This window comes from Agrobacterium sp. K11 (genome assembly GCF_059429395.1).
The window spans coordinates 867,215-879,861 of sequence record NZ_JCAHRB010000003.1 but is presented as its reverse complement, the minus strand read 5'-3'; the positions used below and the strand labels follow the sequence as shown (position 1 = coordinate 879,861).

The following is a 12,647-nucleotide window of genomic DNA, read 5'->3' as shown; positions in this document are numbered from 1 at the left end:
GGCTTTTACGTTGGAATTAGTCTTCGTCTGCTTCGTTTTCGTCGTTCTGGTTTGCGGCGGCGGCCTTTGCCGCCTTGTCTGCCCGCAGCGCATCACGAATAAGGTCGTCCGTCAGAATGAGCTTCGCATCGGAAAGCGCGCTGAACGGAATGGTGACTGTCGGTTCGTCGCCATAGGCGATCTGGTCGCGTTCCAGCTTGAAGCCGTCCGCATCCACCTCGACGATCTTGCCGCGAAACCGCTTGCGGTTTTCGACCAGAATGGAGGTTTCGGCCTTCACCAGATGGCCCTGCCAACGGGTGAAATCCGACTTGCGAACCATCGGCCGGTCGATGCCGGGCGAGGAAACTTCGAGATGATACGCCTTATCGACCGGATCTTCCACATCAAGAACCGGTGAAATCGCCATTGACACGGCTTCGCAGCCCTCGACGGTCATGGTGCCGTCTTCCCGCTCGGCCATCACCTGCAGGGTCATGCCGTTCTGGTTGGAGAGCCGCACGCGCACCAGAAGATATCCCATGCCCGTCAAAACAGGCTCGATGATTTCGGCGATGCGCTGGTCGATTCCCGTTTCGGTTATCAGTCGCGGTTCATGTACGGTGTCTGCCATCTGGCCTTCCGGTCTTTAGATTTTCACCGGGCGCTCAGCCCGTGGTTTCCGGTTCGCCTAACGAAAAAGAGCGGAGCCTTGCGGCCCCACTCTTCATCAAGCGATCAAGAATTTCAAAGGTCATATAGACCCATCAGGGCAGGATTGCAAGGTTTTCGCGGGCAGGGCGCTTCAGTCACGGCTTCGGCCACATTTTCACCGTCACCGTGTCGGAAAGGGTGGCATGATTTCCGGCACTGTCTATAGTTGCCGTTTGACAAATCGCAGTTGCATCAAGTGGACTGATCGTGCCTGACCGTAAATCGCCACTCGCGCCTTTAAGGCATTTGACTTACAGACGAATCTGGATCGCGAGCCTTGCCTCGAATTTCGGCGGTCTGATCCAGGCGGTTGGCGCCGCGTGGATGATGACCTCGCTGTCGAGTTCCGAAAACATGATCGCGCTGGTACAGGCCTCCACCTCGCTGCCGATCATGATGTTTTCGTTGATTTCAGGCGCACTGGCCGATAGTTTCGACCGCCGCCGCATCATGATTTCCGCTCAGATCCTGATGCTGACGGCTTCCGTGCTGCTGACGGTTTTTGCCTGGTTCGGCTGGCTCACTCCGTGGTTGCTGCTCTTCTTCACCTTCATGATCGGCTGTGGCACGGCGCTCAACAATCCGTCTTGGCAGGCGTCCGTCGGCGAAATGGTGCCGCGTGAGGATCTGCCCGCTGCCGTGACACTGAACAGCGTGGGCTTCAACATCACCCGCAGCGTCGGTCCTGCCATCGGCGGCATCATCGTCGCTGCCGCTGGTGCCGCGGCTGCGTTTTTCGTGAACGCGCTGAGCTATTTCGCCCTGATCTACGCGCTGGTTCGCTGGCAGCCGCCCAAATATGCCTCGACCTTGCCGCGCGAGCAGCTTCTTGCCGCCATATCGGCCGGGATGCGTTATGTGGCGATGTCGCCGAATATCGGCAAGGTTCTGGTGCGTGGCTTTCTCTTCGGCCTTTCCGCCAGCGCCATCCTGGCGCTGATGCCGATCGTTGCCCGCGATCTGGTCGAGGGTGGCCCGCTGACCTACGGCGTCATGCTCGGTGCGTTCGGTGTCGGCGCTATCGGCGGCGCGCTCGTCAGCGCCAGACTTCGCGAGGTTCTGTCCAGCGAATGGATCGTGCGTGTCGCCTTTTTGGGCTTCGCCTTCAGTTCCGGCGTGACGGCGGTCAGCACGAACGCGATCGTAACCTCGCTTGTTTTGACTATTGCCGGTGCCTGCTGGGTTCTGGCGCTTTCCCTGTTCAATACCATCGTCCAGCTTTCTGCCCCGCGCTGGGTGGTGGGCCGGGCGCTGTCGCTTTACCAGACGCTGACCTTCGGCGGCATCGCCGTCGGCAGTTGGCTGTGGGGCGAGCTGGCGGAAGATTACGGTATTTCCTATTCCCTTCTCGGTTCGTGCGTGCTGATGCTGCTGGGCGTCGTCGTCGGCCTCAAACTCGCCATGCCCGCTTTTGCTTCACTCAATCTCGATCCGCTCAACCGTTTCGTCGAACCGCCGCTAAGGCTCGATATCAAGCCGCGCAGCGGGCCGATTGCCATTCTCATAGACTATGAAATTCATGACGAGGATCTCGGCGAATTCCTGCCGTTGATGGCCGAGCGTCGCCGCATCCGTCTGCGCGACGGCGCGCGCAACTGGAACCTGATGCGTGATCTGGAAAATCCAGATATCTGGACGGAAAGCTACCATGTACTGACATGGGTGGAATATGTCCGCCACAACCACCGCCGCACCCAGGCGGATGCGGAAGCCTGGGACCGGCTGCTGGCCCTTCATCGCGGCAAGACACGGCCCCGCGTACACCGGATGATCGAGCGGCAGACCATTCCGCCGACCGACGATATCTTCCACAAGCCGCATACGGACCAGCATTGAGAGACGATAGGGCTAAGTAGTGGCGACGTCATGCTCGGGACAAGCCCGCGCATGACGGAGGAGTGGTTTCACACGTCGCCAGTAAGCTGCTATTTCAGCTTCGCTTTCAGCGTAGCATCGGGAAAGCAGGTCGGTGACATTCCGTTTTTCGCCTGCCAGTCGCCCAGTGACCGGCGTGTCTTGAAGCCGGCCAGCCCGTCCGCCTTGCCGACATCATAGCCCTTGGCGACCAGTGCCTTCTGCATGGCAAGAACGTCGGAGCGCAACATCGATCCGACATTGCCCCATTCGCCCTTGAACGGCCCCGCCCCATGGGAGATGCGGTCGGCGAGATTGCCGATGAACAGCGCGTAGAGATCGGAATTATTGTATTCCTTGATGACGTAGAAATTCGGCGTCACCACGAATTCCGGCCCGTGCCTCCCGGCCGGCACAAGCATCATGCCGTCGGCGGAGAGGTCATTGGATGGAAAGGCCTTTCCGGAAATGCGGGTGATCCCCATCTTCGCCCACGCACTCACCGGCCGGGCAAGATCCGGGCCTTCCTGGGCGCAGGAGACGTTGCCGGGTATAGACACTTCGAAGCCCCAGTCGCGATCCCTCTGCCAGCCGCGCTGCGAAAGATAGTTTGCTATGGATGCCAATGCGTCCGGCACGGAGTTCCAGATATCGCGGTGGCCGTCGCCATCGAAATCAACGGCATATTTGAGATAGCTCGACGGCATGAATTGCGGCTGACCGAGCGCGCCTGCCCAGGACCCCATCATGCGCGAGGCCGCAATATCGCCGCTTTCGACGATCTTCAGCGCATCGATCAGCTCAGTGCGGAACATCTCCTTGCGGGTCGACATATAGGCTTTCGTCGCCAGCACATCGACAACCGAATGCGGCAGTTTCGCACGGCCGAAACCGGATTCGCGGCCCCAGATCGCCACGACGACATCGCCGGGCACGCCATATTTGGCTTCGATCCGGCGAAGGGTGGCGGCATGCGTCGCGGCCAGAGAGCGGCCGGTGGCGGCAAGCCCCTGCAATCGTTTTTCGGAGAAATAAGCGCCGGGCGATGAAAATTCGGCCTGGCTCTGGCTCTGTTCCTTCGGCGGCTTCTGGCCGGGGATGACGAGATCAGGCAGACTCCAGTTGATGGAAAGGCCGCTCAGCGCAGCCTCCAGCGTCTTTTGCGAAATTCCCGCCTTGCGCGCTTCCGGCCAGATTTCCTTTTTCAGCCACGCATTGAAATCGGCATCGTACCGGGCAGCAGCGGCACCTGTCGGCGCGGATTGCGCCAGAGCGTCCGTTGCTGAAAAAACGGAAAGAATGGCGGCCAATGCCTTGAGGCTTTTCCAGGAAATGTGGAGGCCGGTTTTCCGTCTGGAAATGCGCCAAAACAAAGAATCAAATCGGTTTCGCATTCGGTCTCCTCTTCGAGTGACGGACAGGGAAAGAAGGCGTCAGATCGTTGTGCGAGCGCGCAGCGCCGCCGTCAATGTGCCCTCATCGAGATAGTCCAGCTCGCCGCCAACAGGCACGCCATGCGCAAGCCGGGTGATCTTGATGCCGAGATCGGCCAGGCGGTCGGTGATGTAATGGGCTGTTGCCTGTCCCTCCACCGTCGCATTGACGGCGATGATGAGCTCGCGAATACCGCCGGCGCTGACGCGATCGATCAGTCGCTTAATGTTCAGATCTTCCGGCCCGACGCCATCGAGCGGCGACAGCGTGCCACCAAGCACATGATAGGCGGTATTCATTGCGCCTGCTCGCTCCAGCGCCCACAGATCCGACACGTCTTCCACCACGATGATGACCGACTGGTCGCGTCTATCATCGGCGCAGACCGTGCAGGGATCGATGGTATCGACATTGCCGCAGCACGAGCAGATCTTCACCTTGTCATAGGCTTCACCCATCGCGTGGCCCAGCGGTCCAAGAAGCTGTTCCTTCTTCTTGATGAGATGCAGCGCCGCCCGCCGCGCCGAGCGGGGCCCAAGCCCCGGCACTTTTGCAAGCAGCTGGATCAGTTTTTCGATTTCGGGACCTGTGACTCGTTTTGCCATGAGCGCTTTCTACTGCATAAATCGGGAAACGGGAATCATGAAGCGCGAAGGGCAGTCCATGAAAATACGGGCAGTGTGCCGGGGCGAGGCGAAGGCCTTGCCGGGAAAGACGGCGAAGACGGGTATTTTCAAACATGCCATGCAGGGCGCGGTGATGGTGGATGCGCAAGGCATCGTCAGCGACGCTGTCTGCAATCGTAAACATCACGGCGGGCCGGATCAGGCGATCTACGCCATGGGCTCCGCGGATCTCGATTTCTGGTCGCGTACGCTGGGTTTTGTGGTTGAGCCCGGATTTTTCGGGGAAAATCTGGTTCTGGAAGGTGTCGATAGTGCAAAACTGCATGTCGGCGACAGGTTTTCAGCCGAGGAAGTGGTGCTGGAAGTGACCGCCGCCCGCATTCCCTGCGCCACCCTGTCAACCCGGCTCGGCGATCCCGGCTTCGCGCCGCGTTTTCGGCAGGCGGGTCAGCCGGGCTTTTATTGCCGGGTTCTGAAAGGTGGAATGCTCAGCGCCGGTGAAGGCATTGCTTTCGAACCCTATCAGGGAACGAAGCTGCCCATACCGGTCATTCTCCAGCGCTTCCGCCCCATGCAGCTTACCAGGGACGAACGTGCCGTATATCTCGGCACCCCGCTTGCGAGCCGGTTCCGCGCCATGCTGGAAGTCTGAATTCGTAAGAATATCAGAACGGCAGCTTCATGCCGGGCGGGATCGGCAGGCCAGCCGTGATTTCCTTGGTCTTTTCAGCGGTGATGGCCTCGGCGCGCTCCTTGGCGTCATTGTGGGCGGCGACGATCAGGTCTTCGAGAATTTCGACGTCGTCTTCCTTGAAGAGAGACGGATCGATCTTCAGGCCCAGCAGGCTGCCCTTGCCATTCAGCTTCACGGTGACGAGACCGCCACCGGACTTGCCTTCGACTTCAAGCGCGGCGATATCCGCCTGCATCTTTTCCATCTTGGCCTGCATTTCCTTGACCTTGCCCATCATGCCCATGATGTCGCGCATGTGCCAAACTCCTGTTTTTGTTATGTATTAAAATTCGATATCGTCGCCGGGAAGGATGTCGCCCTCGCTCGATTCGGCAACCGAAGGCGGCGGGGCGATCTCGTCCGGCTCGTCCTGCTGGGTGACGCGAATGCGCACGTCGGTGATTTTTGCACCTGGAAACTGTTGAAGAATGGCTGCCACGTCAGGATCCTGCCTCGCATCCACGAGGCGGGCGTCGCGCGCACTGCCCTCGGCTTCAACCAGCGTCGGCTGACCCTGTTCCTTGCTAAGGCTGACGATCCAGTGGATACCGGTCCACTCTTTCAGCTTCACACCAAGCTCGCCGGGGAGCGATCCGGGTGCGCCATCGCCGAGGCGCATGTCGAGCCGGCCCGGCTCCAGCCGCACCAGCCGCACGAAGTTGCGAACCTTCGCCCGCATGACGGGATCGCGATTTTTCTGGCACAGGTCGGCAATGTCCTGAAGAGAGTTGACGGGAACCTTCGGCTCCGGCCGTTCTTCGGTTTTCGGTGCCGCGACCTGCATTTCCTGCGGGCGGCTGTCAGGCACGGCGCGCAGCATGGTCGAAGGCTGCGAGCTTGCCGGCCTCTGGGCGGAAAGCTCCACAGGTCTTCCAGCGGCCACTGTCTGTCCTGAGGAATAGGCGCGAGTGCCGCCGCCATTGCCGCCACCCGAAGGCGCGCCATTGGAATAGCCGCCATCGCTGTTGGAAAGTTCGAGCAGGCGTCGCGCCGCGTCTTCCGGTGCCGGAAGATTGGCGGCGTGCGAAAGGCGGATCAACACCATTTCGGCCGCACCCGCAGGACGTGAGGCATTTTCAGTTTCCGGAATACCCTTGAGCAGCATCTGCCAGATACGCGACAGCGCAGTCACGGCGATTGTCTCGGCAAATTCCGCGCCACGCACGCGTTCGATCTCGGACAGCGAGGGATCTTCCGCCGCATCCGGCACATATTTCATGCGGGTGACGAGGTGAGTGAAATCGGCAAGGTCGTTCAGCACGACGACGGGGTTGGCGCCTGCCTCGTATTGACCGTTGAATTCCGAAAGTGCCGCCGCGACATCGCCTTTGATGATGTGCTGGAAAAGATCGACGATGCGCGCCCGGTCGGCAAGACCCAGCATGCCGCGCACCGCCTCGGCTTCCACGCGTCCGCCGCCATGGGCGATCGCCTGATCGAGCAGGGAAAGACCGTCACGGGCGGAACCCTCAGCCGCGCGGGCAATCATTGAGAGCGCCTGCGGTTCGGCCTCGAAACCTTCCTTGCCGGCAATTGCAGTGAACAGGCCGACGAGATCGGCGGCGCTGATGCGGCGCAGGTCGAAGCGCTGGCACCGCGACAGCACGGTGATCGGAACCTTGCGGATTTCAGTGGTTGCGAAGATGAATTTCACATGCTCCGGCGGCTCTTCCAACGTCTTCAGAAGACCGTTGAAGGCCTGCGTCGAGAGCATGTGCACTTCGTCGATGATATAGACTTTATAGCGCGCCGAAACCGGGCGGTAACGCACCTGCTCGATGATCTCGCGAATGTCGTCAATACCGGTATGGGAGGCAGCGTCCATCTCGATCACGTCGACATGACGGCCTTCCATGATCGCCTGACAATGTTCGCCGGGGATACGCAGGTCGATGGTCGGTTTGTCGATGGTGTCGGTCTTATAGTTCAGCGCGCGTGCAAGAATACGCGCGGTGGTCGTCTTGCCCACACCGCGAACGCCGGTCAGCATATAGGCCTGCGCGATGCGGCCGGTCTCGAACGCATTCGTCAGCGTGCGGACCATCGGCTCCTGGCCGACCATCAGATCGGAAAAATCCTTCGGACGATATTTGCGTGCCAGTACCCGGTAGCCGGTCCCGCCCTGGGATTCGCTTGATGTGGTGGGTAAGGTGTCGCTCATCGCCTCGCCAGTTTATTTTGCCAGTTTGTCCTAGAGCGCCGTGCGTCCCATTGGACGCATCAGGCACGCTCTATTCCTCTAAAGTCTGCACATCATGCCGATACGCAGGGGCCGCTTTCAGGCTGAACCGGCCCGGCGAAAGCTGAGCGGAATTTAAAAAGGGTGGGAGGCTGGCACGGCGACCCGTGCCTGGCTCGTTAGGGCTGCTTCCTTCCGGACCTGACCCGGTTGGCGAGTGGCTCGTCCACCACCAACCTCCCGGGGCCACATATCGGCAATATCGAAAGCAAATGCAAGCCAAGCCTTCAAAAAACTGCTATCACAATGAAAACAAACATGGAGGACGCCTTGGAGACATTCCGGCTGGACGACAGGCTGGCGCGCGACAGTGCGCTTGTAATGCGTTTGGGACTATGCGAGCTGCGTTTGCAGAACGACAGCCGCTGGCCCTGGCTGGTGCTGGTGCCACAGAGAGGCGGCGCCAGCGAGCTGTTCGATCTTACTCCGCTCGATCAGGCCGTGCTGACGTTCGAGACCAATCTCGTCGCCTCCGCGTTGAAGGAAGTTACCGGGGCCACCAAGATCAATGTCGGCGCGCTGGGCAATATCGTCCGGCAACTTCACGTCCATATTATCGCCCGCAACGAAGGCGACACCTGCTGGCCCGGCCCAATCTGGGGTCACGGGACGCCAGTGCCCTATGGCCCGGGCGAAAAGGAATCCTTGATGAAAAAAATATCCGGCGCGCTCTGATGATATCAATGACTATTTTCGAAACCACTGCTCCCCATCCCGAAGCAAGCCTGCTGACAGCCTTTTCCAAGAACGCCCTCAACCGATTCGCCGAAAAGCGGACGGAAGACTGCGTTGCCGATGCGCTGAAAGTCGATGGCACCCATATTTTTGCCTTCTCCGGCAACCGGCTTGTCCTGAAACATGACGAACAGGTCATAGATCCCCTGTTTTCCGCCTATGAGCTGGCGGAATTGCAGCCGGATTTCGACAATGCCGTTCTGCTTGGATACCGCGAAACCGGCGAACCGAGAATTGCGGTGCCGGTGGCCGTCACGGAAGACACGCTAGCGAGCCACTATAAGCTGGCCGATGCCCGCACCCTTTATCGCGATCATCTTCTCGATGAGGAATTGCTGAGCGAGGTTGCCCAGGCTGTCAGCCTTACGCACTGGAATGCGGATAACCGCTTCTGCGGACGTTGCGGCGGCACGATGGAATTGCGTATCGGCGGCTACAAGCGCATATGCGCCGCCTGCAATCACACTATTTTTCCCCGAACCGATCCCGTTGTCATCATGATGACGATCGATATCGAGCGCGATCTTTGCCTGCTCGGACGCGGCGCGCATTTTGCGCCGGGCATGTATTCCTGCCTCGCCGGTTTCGTGGAGCCGGGCGAAACGATCGAGCAGGCCGTGCGCCGCGAGACGCATGAAGAATCCGGCGTCGAAATCGGCCGCGTGCGCTATCACGCTTCCCAGCCCTGGCCGATGCCGCACACGCTGATGATCGGCTGTTATGCCGAGGCTCTCTCGTTCGATATTTCCCGCGATGAGATCGAGCTGGAGGATTGCCGCTGGTTCACGCGGGCGGAGGTGGCCACGATGCTGGAGGCTGCTGCGGGCGAGGGCTTTTCCGCGCCTCCGGGCGGTGCCATCGCGCACCGGCTGATGCGCGACTGGGTGGAATGGACGAAATGAAGATTTGCGGCAGGCTCAGCTCTGGTTGAGCTTGCCGCGCATCGCATGACCCTTGTAGACGCCGAGAATTCGGACCTTCTCGGAAAAGAAGCGCAGCTCGTCCAGCGCGTGCCGCACCGGCTCGTCATCCGGATGGCCTTCGATATCGGCATAGAACTGCGTTGCCACGAACCTTCCGCCGAGCTGGTAGCTTTCCAGCTTCGTCATGTTGATGCCATTCGTCGCGAAACCGCCCATTGCCTTATAAAGCGCCGCCGGAATGTTGCGGACATTGAACACGAAGGTCGTGACGATGGTTTCATCTGGTGCTTCGCCTTGGGACTGGCGTTTGGCCCAGTTCTCATCACGCGAAAGAATTACGAAACGGGTGATGTTGTTTTCTGAATCCTCGACATTTTCAGCCATGATATCAAGGCCGTAGAGACCGGCGGCAAGACGCGGTGCAAGCGCTGCCATGCTGCGATCACCCTTTTCAGAAACCAGTCTCGCCGCTCCGGCCGTATCGCCGGCAACGACGGGCTTCCAGCCGTTGGAACGGATGATCTTGCGGCACTGGCCAAGCGCGTGGATGTGGCTGTGAACGGTGCGGATCTCGTCTTTTTTCACGCCCGGTATAACCATCAGCTGGAAGCGGATCGGCATGAAATATTCACCGATGATGTGAAGGCGTGATTCCGGCAGCAGATGATGGATATCGGCAACGCGACCGGCCAGCGTGTTCTCGATCGGGATCATGCCGAGATCGGCTTCGCCGTTTTCGACGGCATTGAAAGCATCCTCGAATGTCGGGCACGGCAAAGGCTCCATATCCGGGAACATGTCGCGGCATGCCATGTCGGAATTCGCGCCAAATTCGCCCTGAAAGGCAATGCGGTTTGTGCTCAAGGTCATGGAATTATCCATCAGAGGGTTCGGTTTGCGAGAATAGTGCGGGCTTTTTCGAGATCGTGCGGCGTATCAACGCCAAGCGGCACGGAGTGAACGATTTCGGCATCAATACGCATGCCCGCTTCCAGCGCGCGCAATTGTTCCAGCCTTTCGCGCTTCTCGAGTGGCGAAGGCTGAAGCCTCACGAACGTTTCGAGGGCGGCGCGGCGATAGGTATAAAGGCCGATGTGATGATAAAGCGGTCCGTCGCCATAGGGCGCAGTCGCGCGGGTAAAATAAAGCGCGCGCAATCGCGTCTCGGAAAGCGGGCTGCCAACCACTTTCACCACGTTCGGATTGGTCTTTTCTTCCTCGTCGGTGATCTCAACCGTCAGCGTGGCAATGTCGACGGCGGCATTTTCCAACGGGCGCAACGAGGCGCGGATCGTTTCCGCTTCGATGGTCGGAAGGTCGCCCTGAACATTGATGATATATTCGGCGTTGCCATAGGGGTCGGCCTTCTGCAGCGCCTCGAAAATGCGGTCCGAACCGGATTGGTGATCATCTCGCGTCATCATTACGTCGAAACCGGCATTTTTTACGGCTGAAAATACCTGTTCGTCATCGACTGCAACGACGATGCGCGTCGCGCCAGCTTCACGCGCCCTGAGTGCAACCTGCACAATCATCGGTTTGCCGCCAATATCCGCGAGAGGCTTGCCCGGAAGCCGTGTCGATGCCATCCGCGCCGGTATAAGGACGACAGCTTTCTCGAATTCCCGATTCTTCATCCGACACCCTTCAAATCCCAACCGAAAAGTGTCAAAACGTCACGGAGTGGGGAATATTATTCAAGTTGCGCAGGCTGTGCAAAAGCCATAGCTTTTGAATAATTTCAAGATGCCCGGTTATATGGAGCGGATGCGAGGGAGCGCATATAGATGAATTCTTATGTAAATATGGGCGTTGGGGCGTTGCTGGGCACGGTTTTCGTTCTGATGTCGGTGTCAATTGCGTCTGAGGGCATTTTTCATGCGCCCACCCCGGAAAAGGAAGGTTACGCCATCGTCGCGGAAGCGAGCGGCGGTGAGGCTGCAGGCGAACCCGCTGCAGCGGCAACCCCGATCGCGAAATTGCTCGCCAGCGCGGATGCTGCCAAGGGTGAGGCGGTCTTCAAGAAGTGTACGAGCTGTCATACCGGAGAGAGTGGTGGTGCAAACAAGGTCGGCCCCAATCTCTTCGATATCGTCAACCGGCCGATCGCCAGCCATGCGGGTTTCAGCTACTCCGCAGCAATGAAGGATTTCTCCAAGGGCGGTTCCGTGCACTGGGATTACGATCATCTCAGCTACTTCATCGAAGCTCCCAAGAAACACGTTCCCGGCACGGCCATGGGCTTTGCGGGTGTCAAGAAGGAGACGGAACGCGCCGATCTCATCGCTTATCTGCGCACGCTGTCGGCAAACCCGGCGCCGCTGCCGGATCCGGCTGCGGCTCCCGTGCCGATAAACTGACGGAATATGGTGATTTCATAAGAAAAGCCCGGCATCGCTGCCGGGCTTTTTTGATTCTATCTGTCTGATTTCTGAAAGATCAGAAACCCTTGCCGCCGCGCAATTCGGAAATGACCGTTCCGATCATGATCTTGATATCCAGCCAGACGGAAAAATTGTCGACGTAATAAAGATCGGACACGATGCGGGCACGCGCCTTGTCACTGCGATCCGTCGGGCCGCGCAAACCCCGCATCTGGGCAAGACCGGTAATGCCTGGCCGCATCCGGTGCCGCAGGTGGTAGTGGGGAACAAGTTCCTCATAAAGACGGCCGGCGGCCAGCATGCCGATCGCATGGCAGCGCGGACCCACCAGCGACATGTCGCCTTTCAAGACGTTGATGAGCTGTGGCAGTTCGTCGACATTTGTGCGGCGAAGCACGGCGCCGATCCGGGTTATCCTCGGATCGTTCTTTACCGTTTGCGCCACGCCGGTGGCATCGCCCAGTTCGGTCCGCATCGAGCGAAATTTATAGACCCTTATCTTTCGCCCGTTCATGCCCCAACGGACTTGTGAGAACAGGACCGGCCCTTTGCTGTCGAGTTTGACCAGCGCCGCGACGGTCAGCAATACGGGCGCGAGTGCGACAAGGGCGATGGACGCCCCTGCAATGTCGATCGTTCTCTTGAGCACAAACTGGCTGCGCAGGAACACCGACGTGTTGGTTTCTGAAATGGAAGGTTGTGTTTCCGCCGCGTCGAAAGTGACAGCCGCAGGATAAGGGGCGCCGTAAAACACGGCATGCGATGAGCTTTTAGTACCCAGCATAATATGAAGCCCTGAAAAGTTATTTTGAAACAAGAAAATTAATTTATATGAACGATTAATAATTCATTTACCGTAAAAAGTCATCCGAAATGTAATCGTTTTTGCGCAAATAGCAATCTACGGTTAACGTGGATGCACGCATATGTTGCAAACACAAGTGCGGTCTCCGCTCTTGGCTGCGTTGGTTGCCCATTCGGTGTAATCAAGTCTTTGGAAAATTGAGTATTTGCGGGAAAGGCGAC

13 protein-coding genes and 1 other RNA gene are annotated in these 12,647 nt (G+C 58.8%); 5 read left to right on the top strand and 9 right to left on the bottom strand.

The annotated features are described in order from the left end of the window. Nucleotides 1-16: 16 nt before the first annotated feature. Entirely contained in the window at nucleotides 17-613 is a 597-nt protein-coding gene (gene rimP, locus AC5SEO_RS09500) for a ribosome maturation factor RimP (protein WP_003514299.1), read from the bottom strand. 287 nt (nucleotides 614-900) lie between these two features. On the opposite strand from rimP, the gene AC5SEO_RS09495 reads away from it, so the two are divergent. After that, a complete protein-coding gene (locus AC5SEO_RS09495; RefSeq protein ID WP_174067928.1) occupies nucleotides 901-2,529 on the top strand; it encodes an MFS transporter in 1,629 nt (542 codons plus the stop codon). Between the two features lie 89 nt (nucleotides 2,530-2,618). Here AC5SEO_RS09495 and AC5SEO_RS09490 read toward each other — a convergent pair whose 3' ends face one another. After that, nucleotides 2,619-3,857, bottom strand: coding sequence for a lytic murein transglycosylase (locus tag AC5SEO_RS09490; protein WP_419459967.1), 1,239 nt, complete (start codon nucleotides 3,855-3,857; stop codon nucleotides 2,619-2,621). 123 nt (nucleotides 3,858-3,980) lie between these two features. After that, nucleotides 3,981-4,586, bottom strand: a complete 606-nt coding sequence (gene recR / locus AC5SEO_RS09485; RefSeq protein ID WP_174041996.1) for a recombination mediator RecR — start codon at nucleotides 4,584-4,586, stop codon at nucleotides 3,981-3,983. Between the two features lie 37 nt (nucleotides 4,587-4,623). Here recR and AC5SEO_RS09480 point away from each other — a divergent pair, with 37 nt between their 5' ends. After that, nucleotides 4,624-5,259 carry an MOSC domain-containing protein gene (locus AC5SEO_RS09480; protein ID WP_162736142.1) on the top strand — a complete coding sequence of 212 codons (636 nt, stop codon included), beginning with the start codon at nucleotides 4,624-4,626 and terminating at the stop codon, nucleotides 5,257-5,259. 13 nt (nucleotides 5,260-5,272) lie between these two features. Here AC5SEO_RS09480 and AC5SEO_RS09475 read toward each other — a convergent pair whose 3' ends face one another. The 3 genes from AC5SEO_RS09475 to ffs all read right to left on the bottom strand — a co-directional run bounded on the left by AC5SEO_RS09475 (nucleotide 5,273) and on the right by ffs (nucleotide 7,760). Further along, on the bottom strand, nucleotides 5,273-5,596 hold the full coding sequence (locus tag AC5SEO_RS09475) for a YbaB/EbfC family nucleoid-associated protein (RefSeq protein ID WP_003514318.1): 324 nt from the start codon (nucleotides 5,594-5,596) through the stop codon (nucleotides 5,273-5,275). 27 nt (nucleotides 5,597-5,623) lie between these two features. After that, complete coding sequence (locus tag AC5SEO_RS09470; protein ID WP_111795096.1) at nucleotides 5,624-7,501, bottom strand: DNA polymerase III subunit gamma/tau; 1,878 nt, start codon at nucleotides 7,499-7,501, stop codon at nucleotides 5,624-5,626. A 162-nt stretch (nucleotides 7,502-7,663) separates the two neighbouring features. Beyond that, an RNA gene (gene ffs / locus AC5SEO_RS09465) (signal recognition particle sRNA small type) lies at nucleotides 7,664-7,760 on the bottom strand. A gap of 65 nt (nucleotides 7,761-7,825) precedes the next feature. Between ffs and AC5SEO_RS09460 the strand changes: the two genes are divergently transcribed. Together AC5SEO_RS09460 and nudC are read left to right on the top strand one after the other, a co-directional pair. Further along, nucleotides 7,826-8,254, top strand: coding sequence for an HIT domain-containing protein (locus AC5SEO_RS09460; protein ID WP_162686704.1), 429 nt, complete (start codon nucleotides 7,826-7,828; stop codon nucleotides 8,252-8,254). Beyond that, nucleotides 8,254-9,216, top strand: coding sequence for an NAD(+) diphosphatase (gene nudC / locus AC5SEO_RS09455; protein WP_003514323.1), 963 nt, complete (start codon nucleotides 8,254-8,256; stop codon nucleotides 9,214-9,216). The genes AC5SEO_RS09460 and nudC overlap by 1 nt, the downstream gene beginning before the upstream one ends. Before the next feature lie 15 nt (nucleotides 9,217-9,231). On the opposite strand, the gene AC5SEO_RS09450 is transcribed toward nudC, so the two are convergent. Further along, nucleotides 9,232-10,107: a prephenate dehydratase gene (locus AC5SEO_RS09450; RefSeq protein WP_025592029.1), complete on the bottom strand. Its 876-nt coding sequence runs from the start codon at nucleotides 10,105-10,107 to the stop codon at nucleotides 9,232-9,234. 11 nt (nucleotides 10,108-10,118) lie between these two features. Further along, a complete protein-coding gene (locus tag AC5SEO_RS09445) occupies nucleotides 10,119-10,874 on the bottom strand; it encodes a 3-deoxy-manno-octulosonate cytidylyltransferase (RefSeq protein ID WP_038489351.1) in 756 nt (251 codons plus the stop codon). A gap of 150 nt (nucleotides 10,875-11,024) precedes the next feature. Here AC5SEO_RS09445 and AC5SEO_RS09440 point away from each other — a divergent pair, with 150 nt between their 5' ends. Next, nucleotides 11,025-11,597 (top strand): c-type cytochrome, encoded by a 573-nt coding sequence (locus AC5SEO_RS09440; RefSeq protein WP_003514328.1) that lies wholly within the window; start codon nucleotides 11,025-11,027, stop codon nucleotides 11,595-11,597. A 79-nt stretch (nucleotides 11,598-11,676) separates the two neighbouring features. Here the strand turns inward: AC5SEO_RS09440 and AC5SEO_RS09435 are convergent, their stop codons facing one another. After that, nucleotides 11,677-12,405 carry a sugar transferase gene (locus AC5SEO_RS09435; RefSeq protein WP_003514330.1) on the bottom strand — a complete coding sequence of 243 codons (729 nt, stop codon included), beginning with the start codon at nucleotides 12,403-12,405 and terminating at the stop codon, nucleotides 11,677-11,679. Nucleotides 12,406-12,647 lie beyond the last annotated feature (242 nt).

What these genes read in the sequence shown, in the direction of transcription:
- AC5SEO_RS09470 (WP_111795096.1), bottom strand. Translation starts at nt 7,501, where the DNA reads ATGAGCGACACCTTACCCACCACATCAAGCGAATCCCAGGGCGGGACC.
- AC5SEO_RS09480 (WP_162736142.1), top strand. Translation starts at nt 4,624, where the DNA reads ATGAAGCGCGAAGGGCAGTCCATGAAAATACGGGCAGTGTGCCGGGGC.
- nudC (WP_003514323.1), top strand. Translation starts at nt 8,254, where the DNA reads ATGATATCAATGACTATTTTCGAAACCACTGCTCCCCATCCCGAAGCA.
- AC5SEO_RS09460 (WP_162686704.1), top strand. Translation starts at nt 7,826, where the DNA reads ATGAAAACAAACATGGAGGACGCCTTGGAGACATTCCGGCTGGACGAC.
- AC5SEO_RS09475 (WP_003514318.1), bottom strand. Translation starts at nt 5,596, where the DNA reads ATGCGCGACATCATGGGCATGATGGGCAAGGTCAAGGAAATGCAGGCC.
- AC5SEO_RS09440 (WP_003514328.1), top strand. Translation starts at nt 11,025, where the DNA reads ATGAATTCTTATGTAAATATGGGCGTTGGGGCGTTGCTGGGCACGGTT.
- AC5SEO_RS09445 (WP_038489351.1), bottom strand. Translation starts at nt 10,874, where the DNA reads ATGAAGAATCGGGAATTCGAGAAAGCTGTCGTCCTTATACCGGCGCGG.
- recR (WP_174041996.1), bottom strand. Translation starts at nt 4,586, where the DNA reads ATGGCAAAACGAGTCACAGGTCCCGAAATCGAAAAACTGATCCAGCTG.
- AC5SEO_RS09450 (WP_025592029.1), bottom strand. Translation starts at nt 10,107, where the DNA reads ATGACCTTGAGCACAAACCGCATTGCCTTTCAGGGCGAATTTGGCGCG.
- AC5SEO_RS09435 (WP_003514330.1), bottom strand. Translation starts at nt 12,405, where the DNA reads ATGCTGGGTACTAAAAGCTCATCGCATGCCGTGTTTTACGGCGCCCCT.
- rimP (WP_003514299.1), bottom strand. Translation starts at nt 613, where the DNA reads ATGGCAGACACCGTACATGAACCGCGACTGATAACCGAAACGGGAATC.